This is a genomic window from Novosphingobium sp. HII-3 (genome assembly GCF_002916655.1).
Lineage (GTDB): Bacteria > Pseudomonadota > Alphaproteobacteria > Sphingomonadales > Sphingomonadaceae > Novosphingobium > Novosphingobium panipatense.
In genome coordinates, this window is sequence record NZ_PPSM01000017.1 from 19,332 (window position 1) to 34,580 (window position 15,249).

Annotated in this window: 13 protein-coding genes and 1 riboswitch; of the genes, 4 read left to right on the forward strand and 9 right to left on the reverse strand. The window is 64.6% G+C overall.

The genetic code is table 11. From position 1 onward, the window contains the following. Positions 1-13: 13 nt before the first annotated feature. The 4 genes from C2R25_RS08150 to C2R25_RS08165 form a co-directional block, all read right to left on the reverse strand. Positions 14-307, reverse strand: coding sequence for a hypothetical protein (locus tag C2R25_RS08150; protein WP_103728756.1), 294 nt, complete (start codon positions 305-307; stop codon positions 14-16). A gap of 147 nt (positions 308-454) precedes the next feature. Next, a complete protein-coding gene (locus C2R25_RS08155) occupies positions 455-1,015 on the reverse strand; it encodes an ankyrin repeat domain-containing protein (RefSeq protein ID WP_199183797.1) in 561 nt (186 codons plus the stop codon). Then, on the reverse strand, positions 1,012-3,156 hold the full coding sequence (locus tag C2R25_RS08160; protein ID WP_103728757.1) for a catalase: 2,145 nt from the start codon (positions 3,154-3,156) through the stop codon (positions 1,012-1,014). Before C2R25_RS08160 ends, C2R25_RS08155 begins: the two co-directional genes overlap by 4 nt. A 124-nt stretch (positions 3,157-3,280) precedes the next feature. Continuing rightward, complete coding sequence (locus C2R25_RS08165) at positions 3,281-4,558, reverse strand: sulfotransferase (protein WP_103728758.1); 1,278 nt, start codon at positions 4,556-4,558, stop codon at positions 3,281-3,283. A gap of 139 nt (positions 4,559-4,697) precedes the next feature. Beyond that, positions 4,698-4,824: riboswitch (TPP riboswitch) on the forward strand. Here C2R25_RS08165 and C2R25_RS08170 point away from each other — a divergent pair. The 3 genes from C2R25_RS08170 (at position 4,814) to pncB (ending at position 9,062) form a co-directional block, all read left to right on the forward strand. Next, positions 4,814-6,991, forward strand: a complete 2,178-nt coding sequence (locus tag C2R25_RS08170) for a TonB-dependent receptor (RefSeq protein WP_233203835.1) — start codon at positions 4,814-4,816, stop codon at positions 6,989-6,991. Its footprint overlaps the riboswitch before it by 11 nt. Positions 6,992-7,004: 13 nt before the next feature. Beyond that, the gene (gene tenA, locus C2R25_RS08175; RefSeq protein WP_103728759.1) at positions 7,005-7,667 is read left to right on the forward strand and encodes a thiaminase II; all 663 of its coding nucleotides are present in this window, start codon (positions 7,005-7,007) and stop codon (positions 7,665-7,667) included. A gap of 90 nt (positions 7,668-7,757) precedes the next feature. Then, complete coding sequence (gene pncB / locus C2R25_RS08180) at positions 7,758-9,062, forward strand: nicotinate phosphoribosyltransferase (RefSeq protein WP_103728760.1); 1,305 nt, start codon at positions 7,758-7,760, stop codon at positions 9,060-9,062. A 51-nt stretch (positions 9,063-9,113) separates the two neighbouring features. Here pncB and C2R25_RS08185 read toward each other — a convergent pair whose 3' ends face one another. From C2R25_RS08185 to C2R25_RS08205, 5 genes are read right to left on the reverse strand one after another with little or no spacing between them, the layout of a single operon-like run. Next, positions 9,114-10,097, reverse strand: a complete 984-nt coding sequence (locus C2R25_RS08185; protein ID WP_103728761.1) for an SDR family oxidoreductase — start codon at positions 10,095-10,097, stop codon at positions 9,114-9,116. Further along, positions 10,094-10,972, reverse strand: coding sequence for a DUF4336 domain-containing protein (locus C2R25_RS08190; protein WP_199183798.1), 879 nt, complete (start codon positions 10,970-10,972; stop codon positions 10,094-10,096). Before C2R25_RS08190 ends, C2R25_RS08185 begins: the two co-directional genes overlap by 4 nt. Before the next feature lie 17 nt (positions 10,973-10,989). Further along, positions 10,990-13,176 (reverse strand): xanthine dehydrogenase family protein molybdopterin-binding subunit, encoded by a 2,187-nt coding sequence (locus C2R25_RS08195; protein WP_103728781.1) that lies wholly within the window; start codon positions 13,174-13,176, stop codon positions 10,990-10,992. Between the two features lie 14 nt (positions 13,177-13,190). Next, the gene (locus C2R25_RS08200; RefSeq protein WP_103728762.1) at positions 13,191-14,171 is read right to left on the reverse strand and encodes a xanthine dehydrogenase family protein subunit M; all 981 of its coding nucleotides are present in this window, start codon (positions 14,169-14,171) and stop codon (positions 13,191-13,193) included. Next, a complete protein-coding gene (locus tag C2R25_RS08205) occupies positions 14,168-14,668 on the reverse strand; it encodes a 2Fe-2S iron-sulfur cluster-binding protein (protein WP_103728782.1) in 501 nt (166 codons plus the stop codon). The genes C2R25_RS08200 and C2R25_RS08205 overlap by 4 nt, the downstream gene beginning before the upstream one ends. A 332-nt stretch (positions 14,669-15,000) precedes the next feature. On the opposite strand from C2R25_RS08205, the gene C2R25_RS08210 reads away from it, so the two are divergent. Beyond that, positions 15,001-15,219 carry a hypothetical protein gene (locus tag C2R25_RS08210; RefSeq protein WP_103728763.1) on the forward strand — a complete coding sequence of 73 codons (219 nt, stop codon included), beginning with the start codon at positions 15,001-15,003 and terminating at the stop codon, positions 15,217-15,219. The last annotated feature ends 30 nt before the right edge of the window (positions 15,220-15,249 follow it).

Consider the following 15,249-nt stretch of genomic DNA (forward strand, 5'->3'; position numbering starts at 1 on the left):
CGCGGGGCGGTCCTCAGGCACGGTGCCGTGCCGTGGTTCGGCTTCCGCTCTGAATGTGAAGATGCTCACGCCGTTGACGACCGTGGCGCCCCTGGGTTCGCGTGACCGGCACGCCGTACCGCTCCAGATCGTCGATCAGCAGGTCGAGGCAGGGGGTACGCCGTAGCGGACCAAGGACGGCAATCTCGGGGATGTCCTCGCCGAAGAGGGCCAGGGCATCCCAGGGATTGTCGACAAACCGGACTTCGTACCCGCGCTGTCTCAGCGCGACAAGTTGCCAGGCAACCTCATTGCGCGCACTCGCCACAACCAGCGCCAGGGGTCTTTTGTTTGAGCATCTCTCCATGACGGAGGAACGCACGAAGCCGCCCTCCGGCTCCCGTTTCCTTGCCTCGATCAATTTCGGCAAACTCGCCCCCCGCATCGGCCGGGTCAGCGTGGGGGCAGCCGGTAGTCATGCAGCGGCCCTGACCCGCTGAAGAGCGGTCAGTTCCTCCGCCAGCTCGTTGTTGCCCTGGGATAGCGCCAGGGCCGGCGCATCGTTGCCGGCGGCGTCTACAGCCAAGGGATCAGCGCCCGCTTCGACCAACATGTCGATGATGTCGCGGCGCGAAAACAGGGCCGCCATCATCAGCGGCGTCTGCCCCGCACCATTGCGGAAATTCGGATCTGCCCCAGCCTTCAGCAGCAGCCGTGCGATGGCGGTGTAGCCTTTGAAGGCCACTCCCATCAGCGGACTTCCGCTGCCTGCGCCGCGAACGGTACCATCAACCGCCGCGCCGAATTCCAGCAGCAGCGAGGTGGTCGTCTCGTGACCATGATAGCTGGCGAGAACGAGCGGGGTGTGCCCCCGCTCGTCCATTCCTTCCACATCGGCGCCCGCGCCCAGCAAGGCCGGGATCACGTCGTCCCGCCCCAGCCGCGCGGCGTCGAACAGCAAGGCCTGCAATCTCTCGGCCGGCGGCAGCGGTGGAAGGCCGTCACCTTCCACCTTCGTCGCATGCCCCGCGATCATCCGCCGGTCGCCTTGAGGAAGCCGGCAGCGTCGAGATCGACGCGCAGTTCGCGATCCCAGACGCGAACCTGCGCACAGGTGCCTAGGAACGCCTTCACCTCGCCCTCATCCTTCAGGGCGATCAGCCCCGCATCGTGATCGGAGGCGGCAATGCCTGCACGCTCCAGCAATGGCAGGGCCTCCGCCGTGTACGCCATGAACTTGCCGTGAGCGAAGGCATCGTTCACAAAATCCTTCGCGGGCTTGTCCTCAGCCAGCATTGCCGCGCCTTCCTCTGACACGACGATAGCGACCGCGTCATACAGCACGGAAGGCCCGCCATCGATCTTCTGCTTGCCTTCGACCATGGTGCCGTCGTCCAGCGTCGCCCCGCCGATTTTCGGCGTGACGATCTCGTAGATCGCCGGAAGCCCTTCGACCGCCTTGGTCAGCGCCTTCACCATAGCCGCCGAAGCGCCGTCGCTGACGAGAATGCCCAGCTTGCGGCCAGCGAAGCTGTCAGGCCCTCGCTTAACAATGCTCAGGGCTTCCGAGGGCGGCAGGTCGGTGCGCGGGGGCACGGCGGCCGGGAACGACGGTGGCAGCTCCGGCAAGCCGAGGCCGTCCGCCACAACGGTCGCCAGCGTCTCATCGATGTTGCGCAGATGCGAGACGATGCGCTGGCGGATGTCGACGCGCTCGCACTTCGACAGTTCGAACACCAGCGCGTCGCCGATGTGCTTCTGCTCGATCGGAGTCTGGCTGATGAAGAACTGCCGCGCCTGGCTGTAATGATCGGCAAAGCTGGCCGAACGTACCTGCGCCTTGCGACCGCTGGTTTCGGCGGAGAAATGCCGATAGCCGGTCGTTGGGGACTCGCGAGGTCCGCCCCAGCTGTTGGGTTCGTAGTTCACGCGCCCCTTCGGGTTGCGCATGTTCATGTGCCCGTCCTGCTGGAAATTCTGCACCGGTACGCGCGGGGCGTTGATGGGAAGATGCGTGAAGTTCGGGCTGCCGAGCCGCTTCAGCTGCGTGTCCAAGTAGGAGAAGTTCCGGCCCTGAAGCAGCGGGTCGTTGGTGAAGCCGATGCCCGGCACCACGTTCTGCGTGCAGAAGGCGACCTGTTCCGTCTCATGGAAGAAGTTGTCGACGACGCGGTCCAGCACGAAGCTGCCGATCTTGCGCACCGGGATCTGTTCTTCCGGGATGATCTTGGTCGCATCGAGGATGTCGAACTCGAACTGGTCGGCGAAATCGTCGTCGAACAGCTGGACGCCCAGATCCCAGACCGGCGGTGTGCCCATCGTAATCGCGTCCCAGAGATCGCGGCGGTGGAAGTCCGGATCCGCACCGTTGATCTTGAGCGCCTCGTTCCACATGACCGATTGCAGGCCCAGCTTCGGCTTGAAGTGGAACTTGACGTAAGTGCCCTTCCCGTCCGCATCGATGAGACGGAAGGTGTGGACGCCGAATCCTTCCATGAAGCGGAACGAGCGCGGGATGGCGCGGTCCGACATGATCCACATGACCATGTGCATCGATTCCGGGGTCAGGCCGATGTAGTCCCAGAAGTTGTCGTGCGCAGTCTGCGCCTGTGGGAAGCCGCGATCGGGCTCCTGCTTGGCCGCGTGGATGAGGTCAGGGAACTTAATCGCATCCTGGATGAAGAAGACCGGGATGTTGTTCGCGACGATATCCCAGTTTCCCTCCTTCGTGTAGAACTTGGCCGCGAACCCGCGGACGTCGCGCGCCAGGTCGAACGAACCCTTGTTTCCGGCAACGGTCGAGAAGCGCACGAACATGGGCGTCTGTTCACCCACTTCAGTCAGTACCTTGGCCGTCGTGTACTCGGCGAGGCTCTCGTCCAGGGTGAACGTGCCATGCACGCCGAAGCCGCGGGCATGGACGACGCGCTCGGGAATGCGCTCGTGATCGAAATGAAAGATCTTTTCGCGGAAGTGGAAGTCTTCCAGCAGCGTGGGACCAAGCGGCCCGACCTTAAGGCTGTTCTGATCGTCGGCGACCGGGACGCCCTGCTGTGTCGTCAGCACGTCATCGGCACCTGAGGCGAGCTGATGCAGCTCACCGCCTTCTCCGACCGCCGTCTCGAATTCGGCCGCATGCGATTGCGCGCCCGTGTCCTTACCGATCTTTCCGGCCATGCCTGTAGTCTCCAATAATGGTTAAAGCTCGTCGTCCCGATGCTGGTGCCTCAGGATCGTGGCAGCGACGTTGGAACCGGTCGGTCGTGGATCCGGTTCCAACGACACAACCCAGTCAACTTATCTATGCGCCGACCAGCCGCGAGGCCGGCCCCGGCCTCATGGCGAAAGCGGCTTCGATCTCCTTTCGCGAGAGGCCGAAATCAGTGATGTCATAACGGTGCTGACCGAGCCGGCGGTGCTGCCGGCGGTTCATGAAACGCGTCATTGCCTTCTCGACAGCGGGCGTGAAATTCATTCCGAGAGCCGCGTAGACGCGCCGCATCTCACCCCTCCAATCCGCATGCATGGCGTCGAAGCGCACGTCCGCCTGGATACCGTCGAACCGTTGCCTCGCAGTTGCGGTGCGGTCGCGCCGCAGGAGCGACTTGCGCAACCACTCCCGCCCGATCCAGGCACGATCGACGGCGTGGCTCTGGACGCACATCTGGTTGTACACCAGCGACGCGGACGAACCGACGACGCTGACCGGATCGCGGTGTAGAACGATCAGGCGGGCATCCGGAAACACCTTCAGGACCGCTTCGAGATCCTGCCCGAACTGAGGCACCTTCAGGACCCACGGCCGGTCGCCCCGCTCCCGGCGAAGCCATCGCACCGTCTGCAGGAAGCGGCGGAACTCCTCGTAAACTGGCTCCGCGTCGGCCTGTTCGCCGGCCCGCGCGAAGGAGGGAATGCGCCACTGCGCTTCCAGCGCGGACCCGAAAAGCGCGATGTTGTGGAAGCCGATCTCCTCGTCCGCGCACCGTGCGCCTGTGGGATGTATGACGCTGAACCTGGGGTTGAGGAAGCCCGCTACCTTGAGCGCGAACCAGCCACGCAGCACCCTGTCGTCCAGCACCCGGTGCGTCCAGCGCGGCAAGGGATTCCAACTTTCGTAGAAGCGTGTGAATGTCAGCCGCTCATCGCAGGCGAGCAGCCGCTGCATGCGCGTGCTGCCCGATCGCATCTGCCCCACGATGATGATGGGGCTGGTGATCGGCAGCTCCGCAATCTCCGGATGCCGCTGCCATAGGGCCACAGCCCGCTGCCGCGTGGCGAGCGCGGATACGAGCTGTCCGAAGGCCACCGTCGTACCCAGTCCTGTGAGATCCGCCTCGTCTTGGAGCGCTCCGCACAGAAGGTGCAGCCGCACACGCCAGCCGTTGTCCTCCCCGAAGTCGGACAAGCCGCTTGTTCCGCTCGCCGCATCCAGCAGGGCACCGGGCTCCAGGACCGGCCGCTGCAACCACCCTTTGCGCCAGGCATGCTCAAGGGCGCCGTTGACACGGTTCCGCATGGCGCGCGGGCTTTCCGGCTCCCCGCCGGAGATGGGTTCGCTGCGAGGGAACGGTATGGCCATCGCCCTACAATTCGCAACATGGGGGAAGGTGCCGCTGTTGCCGACGCGTGTGTGCGATGTTGATCCCGCCCCCGGCAGACACCTGCAATCCGGCAGCCTGCGCGATTGACGGCCGATCCGCCGTTTCCTAAGCGGCCCCCTTCAACCCACGGGGTGTCCTGGCGCTGCCAGGGCTGAGAGGCGGACCGGGCAATCGTGCCAAAGTCTGCAAACCCGCGAACCTGATCCGGTTCATGCCGGCGGAGGAATAGGGACGTGCGTAAAGATCTCTGGAAGACCGTGGCCGTCGCCCGGCTGCTTGGCAGCAGCCTTTTCGTGGCGTGTGGCGTCACGCCCCTCGCTCACGCGGAAGAGGCGGCGGACGGCGCGCCGATCATCGTGACCGCGCGCGGCCGCCCCGAGGCGGAAATCGCCGTGCCGGACACGGTCGCCGTCTTCAGCCGCGACGACATCACGCGCCGGCGCCTGACCACGGTTGACGATTTCATCGCCGAGACGCCCGGTATCTTCATGATCAACGATCAGGATCCGGGGACGAACCTCATCTCCGTTCGCGGCGTCTCCACCAACCGCAACCAGTCTCCGTCCATCGCCTATGTCGTGGACGGGCTGGCACTCGCCGATGCGGAGCTTTTCACGCTGCGCACCTACGATCTCGAGCGGGTCGAAATCCTGAAGGGCCCGCAAGGAGCACTGTTCGGCCGCTCGGCATCGGGTGGCGCGGTCAACATCACAACGGCGGATCCCACGGATGTGGCCGGCGGCATGGCATCGCTCGGGATCGGCAACGGCTTCACCTGGACGGCGGATGCAGTAGCCAATGCGCCCGTTTCCGAAACCGTTTCGCTGCGGCTCGCCGGGTCTTATCGCAACACCGAAGGGTTCATCCGCAACACCTACCTTGACCGGAAAGTCGATGGGCAGATCAGCCGCAACCTGCGCCTGAAGGCAAGGATCGCCCTGACCGAGACGAGCACGCTCAAGCTGCGGGCCGGCTGGGCGGATGAAGAGGGCGGCGCCGCCTACATCTCGTCCGGCAATGTCACGCAGCTTTATGGCGGCCGCCTGTCCGGCAAGGCGCTGACCGACCCCTTCGGCGATTTCGAAGGACGCGCTGCCCGCGACTGGTGGGGGCTGCAAGCCACATTCGAACAGACCCTCGGAGACGATCTGAACCTCACATGGACCGGCGGCTACGATGATTACCACAAGGATTTCGTGGAGGAGCTGGATTTCCGGAACACGCCGCTGACCTTCTACGGCGAACCGACCTTTCCCAACGGTATCCAGCCCATTTCACAGCCGGTGGACCTTCAGGCCTGGACAAGCGAACTGCGGCTCGCATCCCGGGGGGCCGGGCCGTTCCGTTGGCACATGGGCTTTTTCTTCCAGCGCACTGAGCGGGGGCGCACCGATGATCTCGGTCCTCTGCTGTTCGGAGCCGAACCGCAGAGGGCGAAAACCCGCTCCAACCAGATCGGGATCTTCGCACAGGGTTCGTATGATGTCCTGCCGGCTTTGGAGGCAACGCTGGCCCTTCGCTACGACCGCGATCGGCGCAAGGAAGACACGCTCGGCACCCAAAGCGGTCAGACTTATGCCCGCCGGGCACAGACCTTCGACAAGTGGCAGCCAAAGATTTCGCTGGCTTGGCGCCCTACTAACGACCTGACGGCCTATGTCACCGGGGCGGTTGGCTTCAAGGCCGGCGGCTTCAACCCCCTGCCAGGGCCGAGCGACATCTGGACGGCAGACTTCGCGGCGGAAACGACAAAGGCATTGGAAGCGGGCATCAAGGCGCAGGTGGCGGACGATCGGGTGCGGTTGTCGCTTGCCGGCTTCGTCACCGACTATCGCAATTTCCAGAACACTGTCTTCCTCGGCAACTCGGTCGTGCTTTCGGTGCCGCGCGTCGATGTCCATGGCATCGAAGCGGCCGCTCAGGCCGACGTGGGGCAGGGCTTCCGCGTCGATGGCGGCATGGCCTGGACCCGCAGCCGCGTGGGTCGCTACACGACTCCCAACCCGACACCGGAGCCGGGCGAGCCCGCAATCCTCGACCTCAGGGGCAAGCGGACGCCGAACGCGCCGGACTGGACGCTGAACGGCGGCCTTGACTGGAGCGGAGCGGCCGGAGTCGCGATCATCGATGCGCGGCTCTCCGTCGCCTACGTGTCGCGGGTGGACTTCGAGATCGACAACATCCTGCATTCGCCCGGGTACACGTCGGTCGACGGGCGCGTGGGTGTGGCCCTCGGCAGCTGGACCTTGGATCTGTGGGCGAAGAACCTGTTCGACAAACGCTGGGCCATCTCCGCCTTCGGCCAGCAGCAACTGCCACTCCTGCTCGGTCTCGGACCGGACGGCCCGTTCGACAGCTTCACCATCAACACCGGCCGTCAGTTCGGCCTTGGCGCCAGCCGCCGCTTCTGAAGAAGGTTTCACGATGAGCTTCTGCGACGAAATCTGGCAAGATGTCGAACCGCTGCGCCGGTCCATTCTCGCTCACCCGTTCCTGGCCGAACTGGCCGCGGGAACGCTGCCCCCGGAAAGCTTCCGGCACTACATCGTGCAGGACAGCCTCTATTTGGCCGAGTACTCCCGGGCGCTCGCGCTTGCCGCCGCGCGCGCGCCGACCGCCGCCGGGCGGCTGGAGTTTTCGGATGGCGCCAAAGTCGCCGTACAGGTGGAAGAGGCCCTGCACCAAGCCTTCTTCGCAAGCTTCGGCGTGACGGCGCAGATGGCCGCCAACAGCGAGGCCACGCCGGCATGCCTCGGCTACACCAGCTATCTTTCGGCGCTCGCCGCAACGCGTAGCTACGAGGAGCTGATCGCGGCCATATTGCCGTGCTTTTGGGTGTACTGGGAAGTCGGCTGCGCGATTAAACCCCGTGCCGCCGCGCCAAACCCCTATTCGGCATGGATCGACACCTACGCCGCTCCATCCTTCGGCGAGGCGACCGCCCGCGTCCGCGCCCTCGTCGACGAGGCGGCCTCGAACGCCGGAACAGGTACGCGTCGCGCGATGGCTGACGCTTTCCGCATCGCGACCCGCTTCGAATGGATGTTCTGGGATTCGGCCTACCATCGCGCGACTTGGCCCATCTAAGGCGAAAACCGGAAAGAACCTGCTGCGCAATCAGAAAAGCGATGGAACAGCGCAGCTCCCAACCGTTACCTTCTGCGGAAGGACCCGACCATGCCTGTCACGAATATCGCTAAACGGACTTACGATCACAACTTCAGGCTGGATCCGATCGTCCGCAGTCTGCTGGACACCGACTTCTACAAGCTGCTGATGCTGCAGCTGATCCGCCATCTGCACGGGGACGTGCAGGCCACGTTCTCGGTCATCAATCGCAGCCGCACCGTGCGCCTCGCGGAAGTGATCGATGAGGCGGAACTACGCGCACAGCTGGATCATGCCCGCACCATCCGTTTCGCGAAGAAGGAGCTGATCTGGCTCGCCGGCAACACGTTCTACGGCAAGCAGCAGATGTTCGCCCCCGACTTTATCAATTGGCTGTCGGCGTTCCGCCTGCCCGAATACGACCTGCGGATCGTGGACGGACAGTTTGACTTGCGCTTCGAAGGTCCGTGGACGCATACGTCGATGTGGGAGATCCCCGCGCTCACCATCATCAATGAGCTGCGCGCCCGGGCCGCCATGCGCGACAAGGGCGAACTGGCGCTCGACATTCTTTACGCCCGTGCGAAGGCGCGGCTCTGGGAGAAGGTGGAACGCCTGCGCCAGCTTGACGATCTGATCCTATCCGACTTCGGCACGCGCAGGCGCCATGGCTTCCTGTGGCAGCGCTGGTGCGTCGAGGCCTTGAAGGAAGGGCTGAGGGAGAGATTCATCGGCACCTCTAACGTGCTGCTCGCCATGGACGCTGACCTCGAGGCGATCGGCACGAACGCGCATGAACTTCCGATGGTGGCCGCCGCCCTTGCCGATACGGACGAGGCGCTGCTGCACGCGCCCTATCGGGTGCTTGAGGAGTGGCGCGCGCACTACAACGGCAACCTTCTCGTCGCCTTGCCGGATGCCTTCGGAACCGCATCCTTCCTCAAGAATGCGCCTTCCTGGCTCGCCGACTGGACCGGTTTCCGTCCTGACAGCGCCCCGCCGATCGAAGGCGGGGAACAGATCATCCGATGGTGGGAACAGCATGGTGTCGACCCGCGCACCAGGCTCCTCATCTTCTCGGACGGGATGGACATCGACACCATAGAAGACACGTATCGCCACTTTCATGGGCGCGTGCGCCTGAGCTTCGGTTGGGGAACGAATCTTACAAACGACTTCCGAGGCTGCGATCCGGATGGCCGCACCGGGCTGGAGCCCATCTCTCTCGTATGCAAGGTGACGAGCGCCAATGGCCGTCCCGCCGTGAAGCTGTCGGACAACCCCGAGAAGGCCACCGGCCATCCGGACAACATCGAACGCTACCGGCGCGTCTTCGGATCGGAAGGGCAGCGGAGATCAGCCGTCACGGTCTGAAGCTTCGCGTCTTGACCGGACGACTGCGCAGGACGGCGCCGAACCGACTGGTCAGCGCCCGCGCCGTTTCCTCAGCAGCAGGGCGGCCGCCGTCAGCCCGCCTGCCGCTGCCAGCGCGCCCGCCCCAGCGGCAGCCTTTCGCCGCAAATCGGTGCGCCGGGTGTGCGCGTCTGGTCCGCTGGCATTCGAAGGCGGATCGAACAAGGTGCCCTTCGTATCCTCACCCCGCTCCGCTCGCCGCGACCAGATGTCGAGGAAGCCGTTCAACATCGCCGCGCTGGCATTGGGGGTGGCGAACTGCAGCAGTTTCATGCCGATGCCCGGCCCGCCGACAAACGTGGAATTGCGCGGCCGGTGGGCAAGCTTCACGACCGCCTGCGCGACCTTCTCGGGAGGCAGAGCGCCGGGCGGATAGGACAGTTTCGCGCCTGTGTAATTACCGGCGTGGCCGATGGCCGGGGTATCGACAAACGTCGGATAGACGTCGCAGATGTGAATGTGCGGGTTCTTCGACAGTTCTCCCCGCAGAGCCTCGCTGAAACCCCGGAGCCCGAATTTGCTGGCCGCGTAGGCCGCTGCATAAGGCGTGGCCACGAAGCCGCCTATGGAAATCATGTTTACCCAGGTTCCCCGGCCCTGCTCCAGAAAGATCGGCAGAACCGCATGGGCTTCGGTCATGTGACTGAGAAGGTTCGCCTGGAGAACCTGCACATGATCGGCAAGGGGCACATCCTGGTACTTGCCCATTACGCCAACCCCGACGCAACTGAACCACAGGTCCACCCCGCCCATATGCTCACGCGCGAAGCGGGTCAGTTCGCCGATCGCCTCCGCGTCGGTCACATCGACGATGCGCGTCTCCACGCTCGCGCCGAACTCCTGGCAGCGTGCCGCTATGTCCCTGAGCCCTGCTTCTCCGCGGGCGGCGAGGATCAGCCGGGCACCTTCGCGCGCGAAAGCTATGGCCGTGGCGGCGCCGATGCCGCTGGAGGCACCTGTTATGACAACTCGTCTTCCTGCCAGGCTGCGGATCATGGTCTTCTCCTTGTGAGGCGGGAGAACGATCGCGCCGGGTCGCTCTCCTTTTCGTCCATCCAGGCGAATGCCCTCCAAAGCCGGGCAGCCGCGTCATGTTCGAAAGGGTCACCGTGTGCGAAGAGCACGCGCTCGGGCTGCAGCCGGAGCATCGCGTCGATGTTCGCGCGCGCGTCATGGCCGCCGAGGCGAAGGGCCATGCGAACGTGGTGCGCCGTTTTTCCCTCTGTACCGCATGCCGCCTGCGCCGCGAAGCGTGTGACGGGCGGCAGCTTGGAGGGCACGAGGTTCTGGATAGTGTCGCACAGGATCAGCGTCCGGCTCGGGACGTGAAACAGGAAACTTTCGCAGAAGCCAGCGCCCCGGATCAGCCCCTGGGAGAGGGAGGGCTGCCACTCCGCAGGTTCCCTGTCGCCAAGGTCGCGGTCTATCCGCACCCCCGATAGCCGCACCTGCAGGCGGTTTCGCAGCCCCGGAACCGCCCAGGTCGTCGCTTGCGGAAAGACCTTCTGCCACTCCGTCAGGTGAGTCCAATGGGCGGTGCCCGGCGCCACCAGATGGCGCACCGTGCCCAGCGCGTTCAGGGATGCCTCCAGCGCGGGCGTATGCGTGGTGGGGGAGTGAAGCAGGAGACTTCCATCCTCGAGACGCAGCACCGTCATCCGAATGGGCAAGGACAGGCCGCTGGCGACCATCGTATCGTCCACGATCCACAGGCCGTCGTCGATGTATTTCGGCGTTCCGAGCGGCGGATAACCGACCCTTTCCGGTCGCGCCGCGCCCGAGCGCTTCAGCCACGATCGGTAGAGGCCAAGGGCAGCGGCACCTGTAACCAGCAATACCGCCGCGGCGCGCGTCATTCCATCCCGGCGCATGCTATAGCTCCTTCACGTCAGACTTCCGGAAGACCCGCCAGCACCTTGTCAGGAGTGATCGGGAAACTTCGCACACGAACACCGCAGGCGTGGTGGATCGCGTTCGCGATGGCGCCCGCCGCACCGCATATCCCCAGTTCCCCCACGCCCTTGGCCTGCAGTGGGCTTCCCGCCGGATCGCGTTCCTCCACCAGCAGGACATCGAGGTGCGGAACGTCGAGGTTCACCGGCACGTGGTATTCGGCAAGGTCGGGGTTCACGATATGGCCGTCGCGTTGGTCGAACGCCAGTTCCTCCGTCAAGGCACTGCCTATCCCCCAGACCATGCCGCCCATGCACTGCGAGGTGGCAGTCTTTGCGTTGAGCACACGTCCCATCGAGAAGGCGCCGGTAAAACGGCGCACGCGCACCTCCCCCGAATAGACGTTGACCGCGACTTCCGCGAAGAACGCGCCGTACATCGCCGCAGCGAACGCCTCGGTTATCTTGCCCGGCTTGAAACGGGCATGTTCGGTGAGAGCCTCGTCTCCCAGCAGGTCCGCGATCGCGATGCGACGGTTGCCGGTGACGGCATGGCCATCCTTGAGCGTCAGTTCGTCCTCGGCGCAGCCCAGCTTCGCTGCCAGCTTGCTGCGGATACCTTCGCACGCCTGGAACACGGCAGAGCCGGTGGACGCAGCGCCCCAGCTGCCCCCCGAGCCCGAGCCCGGCGGAAAATCGGTGTCGCCAAGGTGCACCTCCACCCTTCCTGGATCGACGCCCAGCATTTCCGCCGCGATCTGCTGGAGAACCGTGTACGTCCCGGTGCCGATATCCGTCATGTCACTGGCGACCTCGACACTGCCGTCCGCGCGGAATGTCACCCGGGCTTCCGCCTTGTTAAGGTTGTGTACGCGCGTCGCGGTCGCCATTCCCGTGCCGATCCACCAGTCGCCTTCGCGCTTCTTGCAGGGTGTGCGGTCCGCCCCATCCCAGTCGAAACGCTCCGCGCCTTTGCGCAGGCACTCCTCCAGCTTGCGGGAGCTATAAGGGATATCGAGCGTCGGATGCCGTTCCGGTATGTTGCGCAGGCGCAGTTCGACAGGATCGATCTCCATCGCGAGGGCCAGTTCGTCCATGGCCCCTTCGAGCGCCTGCATGCCCACAGCTTCACCGGGGGCCCGGACGGAACCCGCCGTTACGCGGTGGATGCGGGTGACCTCCAGATCAAGCTTCCGGTCGTCACCCGGATAGAGGAACTCGCTCGCCTGAAGCACGGGTTCGGCAAACTCCTCCTCCGGCAGGTTGGATACCCATGCTTCATGGCCGAAGCCTATCAGGCGCCCCTCCGCGTCCGCCGCCAGCCGAAGACGCTGACGCGTTTCGGAACGGCGCATGATGCACTGGAAGACCTGCTGGCGCAGCAGGACGACGCGAACCGGGCGTTTCAGGGTGATGGCAGCAACCGATGCGGCCGCGCCTTCCGGGCTGATGCCGAGCTTGGATCCGAAACCGCCGCCCACATAGGGGGAAGCAAGACGGACGTTGTCGGCATCCAGCCCAAGCGCATCCGCAAGTTCCTTGCGATTGAAGCGCAGCATCTGCAGGCTTGAGTGAAGCGTCAGCGTCTTGCCGTCCCACTCGGCGATGCTGGCATGCGGCTCCATCGCGGCACTGTTGTGGCCTTCGGTCGTGTAGACGACATCCACGGCATGCGCCGCCGCGTCCATCGCCTGGTCGAGGTCGCCCTGGACCGTCGGATCCTCGAAGGGCTCGAAGGTGGCGCGCTCGTCCTCCGGGTCCACAAGAGGGTCCGGCTCCTCCCGATAGCGAATGCGCAGGTGCTTCGCGGCATGGCGCGCCTGTTCGAACGTCTTCGCGACGACGAGGGCCACCGGCTGCCCGTAGTACTGCACGTCGCGGACCTTGCGCACGGGGGACTTGCCCGCACCGCCCTGCGCCGCCCGCGCCGTCATGCGATCATCGGAAAGCACCGCAATCACGCCGGGCATCTGGAGCACGGCCTCGTCGTCGATCGCGGTAACTTGCCCCCGAGCGATGGTGGCGGTCACCAGCACGCCTTCAACGCAGTTCGGTATCCGGTACTCGGCAGCGTAGGTCGCCTTTCCGGACACCTTCAGCGGGCCTTCGAGGCGGTCCAGCGGCTTTCCAATCACACCTTGCGCCATGGCATCAAGGCGGTTGCGTTCGTCAGGCTCATCCATCGTGTAGACGCTGGTCACACGGCTCTCCCTGTCGCTTCACGCAGCACGCCCTTCAGGACACGGCGCGTCATGGGTATCTTGAAATCGTTGGCGCCCTGCCCCTTCGCTTCGGCGAGCAGAACATCGGCGGCTTTGTCGAACAAGGCATCCGAAGGTTCGTTGCCGACGAGCAGCTCCTCCACCCCCGGGTCGTGCCAGGGCTTGTGCGCCAGGCCCCCGAAGGCAAGGGAGGCCCTGCCGATCCGGCCCTCCTCCATGGCAATCACGCAGGCGACGGAGACCAGTGCGAAAGCATAGGACGAACGGTCGCGCACCTTACGGTAGATCTGCGTACCACCCACAGGCTCGGGAAGAACGACGGCGGTGATGACCTCCCCCGCTTCCAGCACGTTATCGCGTTCCGGATGGTCGCCGGGCAAGCGGTGAAACGCGCGGACCGGTATCATCCGCGCGCTGCCATCCCTGCCGGAGACTTCTACCGAAGCATCGAGGGCCGCCAGGGCCACTGCCATGTCGCCGGGATAAGTTGCGATGCAGGCCTCACTGGCACCCAGTATCGCATGTATCCGGTTCACCCCGCCGATGGCGCCGCAGCCGGTTCCCGGCTCCCGCTTGTTGCAGGGCTGGTCCCTGTTGTAGAAGTAGTAGCACCGGGTCCGCTGGCACAGGTTGCCGCCAGTGGTGGCCTTGTTGCGCAACTGGAAGGTTGCTCCGGCAAGGATCGCCCGGGCCAATATGGGATAGTCACGCCTGATCCGCTCATCGGCGGCGCATGCGCTGTTGGAGACGAGCGCGCCGATGCGCAGCCCGCCCTCCGTCCGCTCGATCCCGCCAAGTTCCAGGCGGTTGATGTCGACCAGGGCGTCCGGCCGCTCGATCTCCAGCTTCATCAGATCCAGCAGGTTCGTGCCGCCGGCGATCAACCGGGCACCTTCGCGGGCCTGTTCCGCCGCGTGCGTGACGGCCTCTGCCCGGCTGTAGTCGAAGCCTTTCATCGTCCGGCCTCCACAACTTCAGCGATGGCGTCGACAATGTTCGAATAGGCTCCGCAACGGCACAGATTGCCGCTCATGCGCTCGCGGATTTCGTCGCGTGTCAGCGAAACAGGGGCGGTGATATCGTCACTGACGAAACTGGCCCACCCGTTCGCCGCCTCGTCCAGCATGGCTTTCGCTGAACAGATCTGTCCCGGCGTGCAGTAGCCGCATTGGAATCCGTCATGCCTTACGAACGCCTCCTGAAGCGGGTGCAGCTCTTCGGGCGTTCCGAACCCCTCGATGGTGGTGACCGCATCGCCCTCGTGCATGACGGCAAGGGTGAGGCAGCTGTTGATCCGCTGACCGTTCACCAGCACGGTGCAGGCGCCGCATTGCCCGTGGTCACAGCCCTTCTTGGTGCCGGTCAGACCGCATCCGTCGCGCAGAAAATCGAGAAGCGTGGTGCGCGGATCGCCGGTGAAGTCATGATCCGTTCCGTTTATTGTCAGGGGCATCGGCATACTCGCGTGAACGGGGTTCCTGGGCGTCAGCAAAGCGCGGAACCGTGGGCCATGGGGCGGTCATAAACCGCCTCTCAAACGGGCAAGGCGCCGCTCGGTTGCCAACGCTTACCGTTCCTTAACCTGCCGATACGGCATCCCGTCGAAAGCGCCGTAAACATGGTGCTGCGGCGCACCGGAGCCAGGCAACCGGCCGCCGTACGACCGGCTCGGACCACGTCTTTCCCGGGAACAAGGCTTGCTTGATGCAGGTTGTCTTTGCCGGGATGGGCGGAACGCAGGTTCACTCCTGCGCTTGACAGACGTGCAGACATGGAAGGCTCATCATGACCAGTTTCGACAAGGACGATCGCGGACCCGATCCGACCAAGCCGTCCAAGACACCCAGAGGCACGTTTGGCGATGCACGCCCTGACGAGTTTCACGATTCTCGAGCCGAGGGCAGTCAGCCGCCCGAAAAGGTGGAGGATCGTCCTTTGGTGAGCAAGGTCCACCCCGAGGATTACCCGGAAGAAGAACGGCGCGATGGTGATCTTACCCGTTGATCCATCCGCAACCACCGACCACCCGCAAAA

Excerpts from the sequence above, each read along its gene's own strand:
- C2R25_RS08155 (WP_199183797.1), bottom strand. The coding sequence starts at position 1,015 with ATGATCGCGGGGCATGCGACGAAGGTGGAAGGTGACGGCCTTCCACCG.
- C2R25_RS08160 (WP_103728757.1), bottom strand. The coding sequence starts at position 3,156 with ATGGCCGGAAAGATCGGTAAGGACACGGGCGCGCAATCGCATGCGGCC.
- C2R25_RS08165 (WP_103728758.1), bottom strand. The coding sequence starts at position 4,558 with ATGGCCATACCGTTCCCTCGCAGCGAACCCATCTCCGGCGGGGAGCCG.
- tenA (WP_103728759.1), top strand. The coding sequence starts at position 7,005 with ATGAGCTTCTGCGACGAAATCTGGCAAGATGTCGAACCGCTGCGCCGG.
- pncB (WP_103728760.1), top strand. The coding sequence starts at position 7,758 with ATGCCTGTCACGAATATCGCTAAACGGACTTACGATCACAACTTCAGG.
- C2R25_RS08185 (WP_103728761.1), bottom strand. The coding sequence starts at position 10,097 with ATGATCCGCAGCCTGGCAGGAAGACGAGTTGTCATAACAGGTGCCTCC.
- C2R25_RS08190 (WP_199183798.1), bottom strand. The coding sequence starts at position 10,972 with ATGCGCCGGGATGGAATGACGCGCGCCGCGGCGGTATTGCTGGTTACA.
- C2R25_RS08195 (WP_103728781.1), bottom strand. The coding sequence starts at position 13,176 with ATGGATGAGCCTGACGAACGCAACCGCCTTGATGCCATGGCGCAAGGT.
- C2R25_RS08200 (WP_103728762.1), bottom strand. The coding sequence starts at position 14,171 with ATGAAAGGCTTCGACTACAGCCGGGCAGAGGCCGTCACGCACGCGGCG.
- C2R25_RS08205 (WP_103728782.1), bottom strand. The coding sequence starts at position 14,668 with ATGCCCCTGACAATAAACGGAACGGATCATGACTTCACCGGCGATCCG.
- C2R25_RS08210 (WP_103728763.1), top strand. The coding sequence starts at position 15,001 with ATGACCAGTTTCGACAAGGACGATCGCGGACCCGATCCGACCAAGCCG.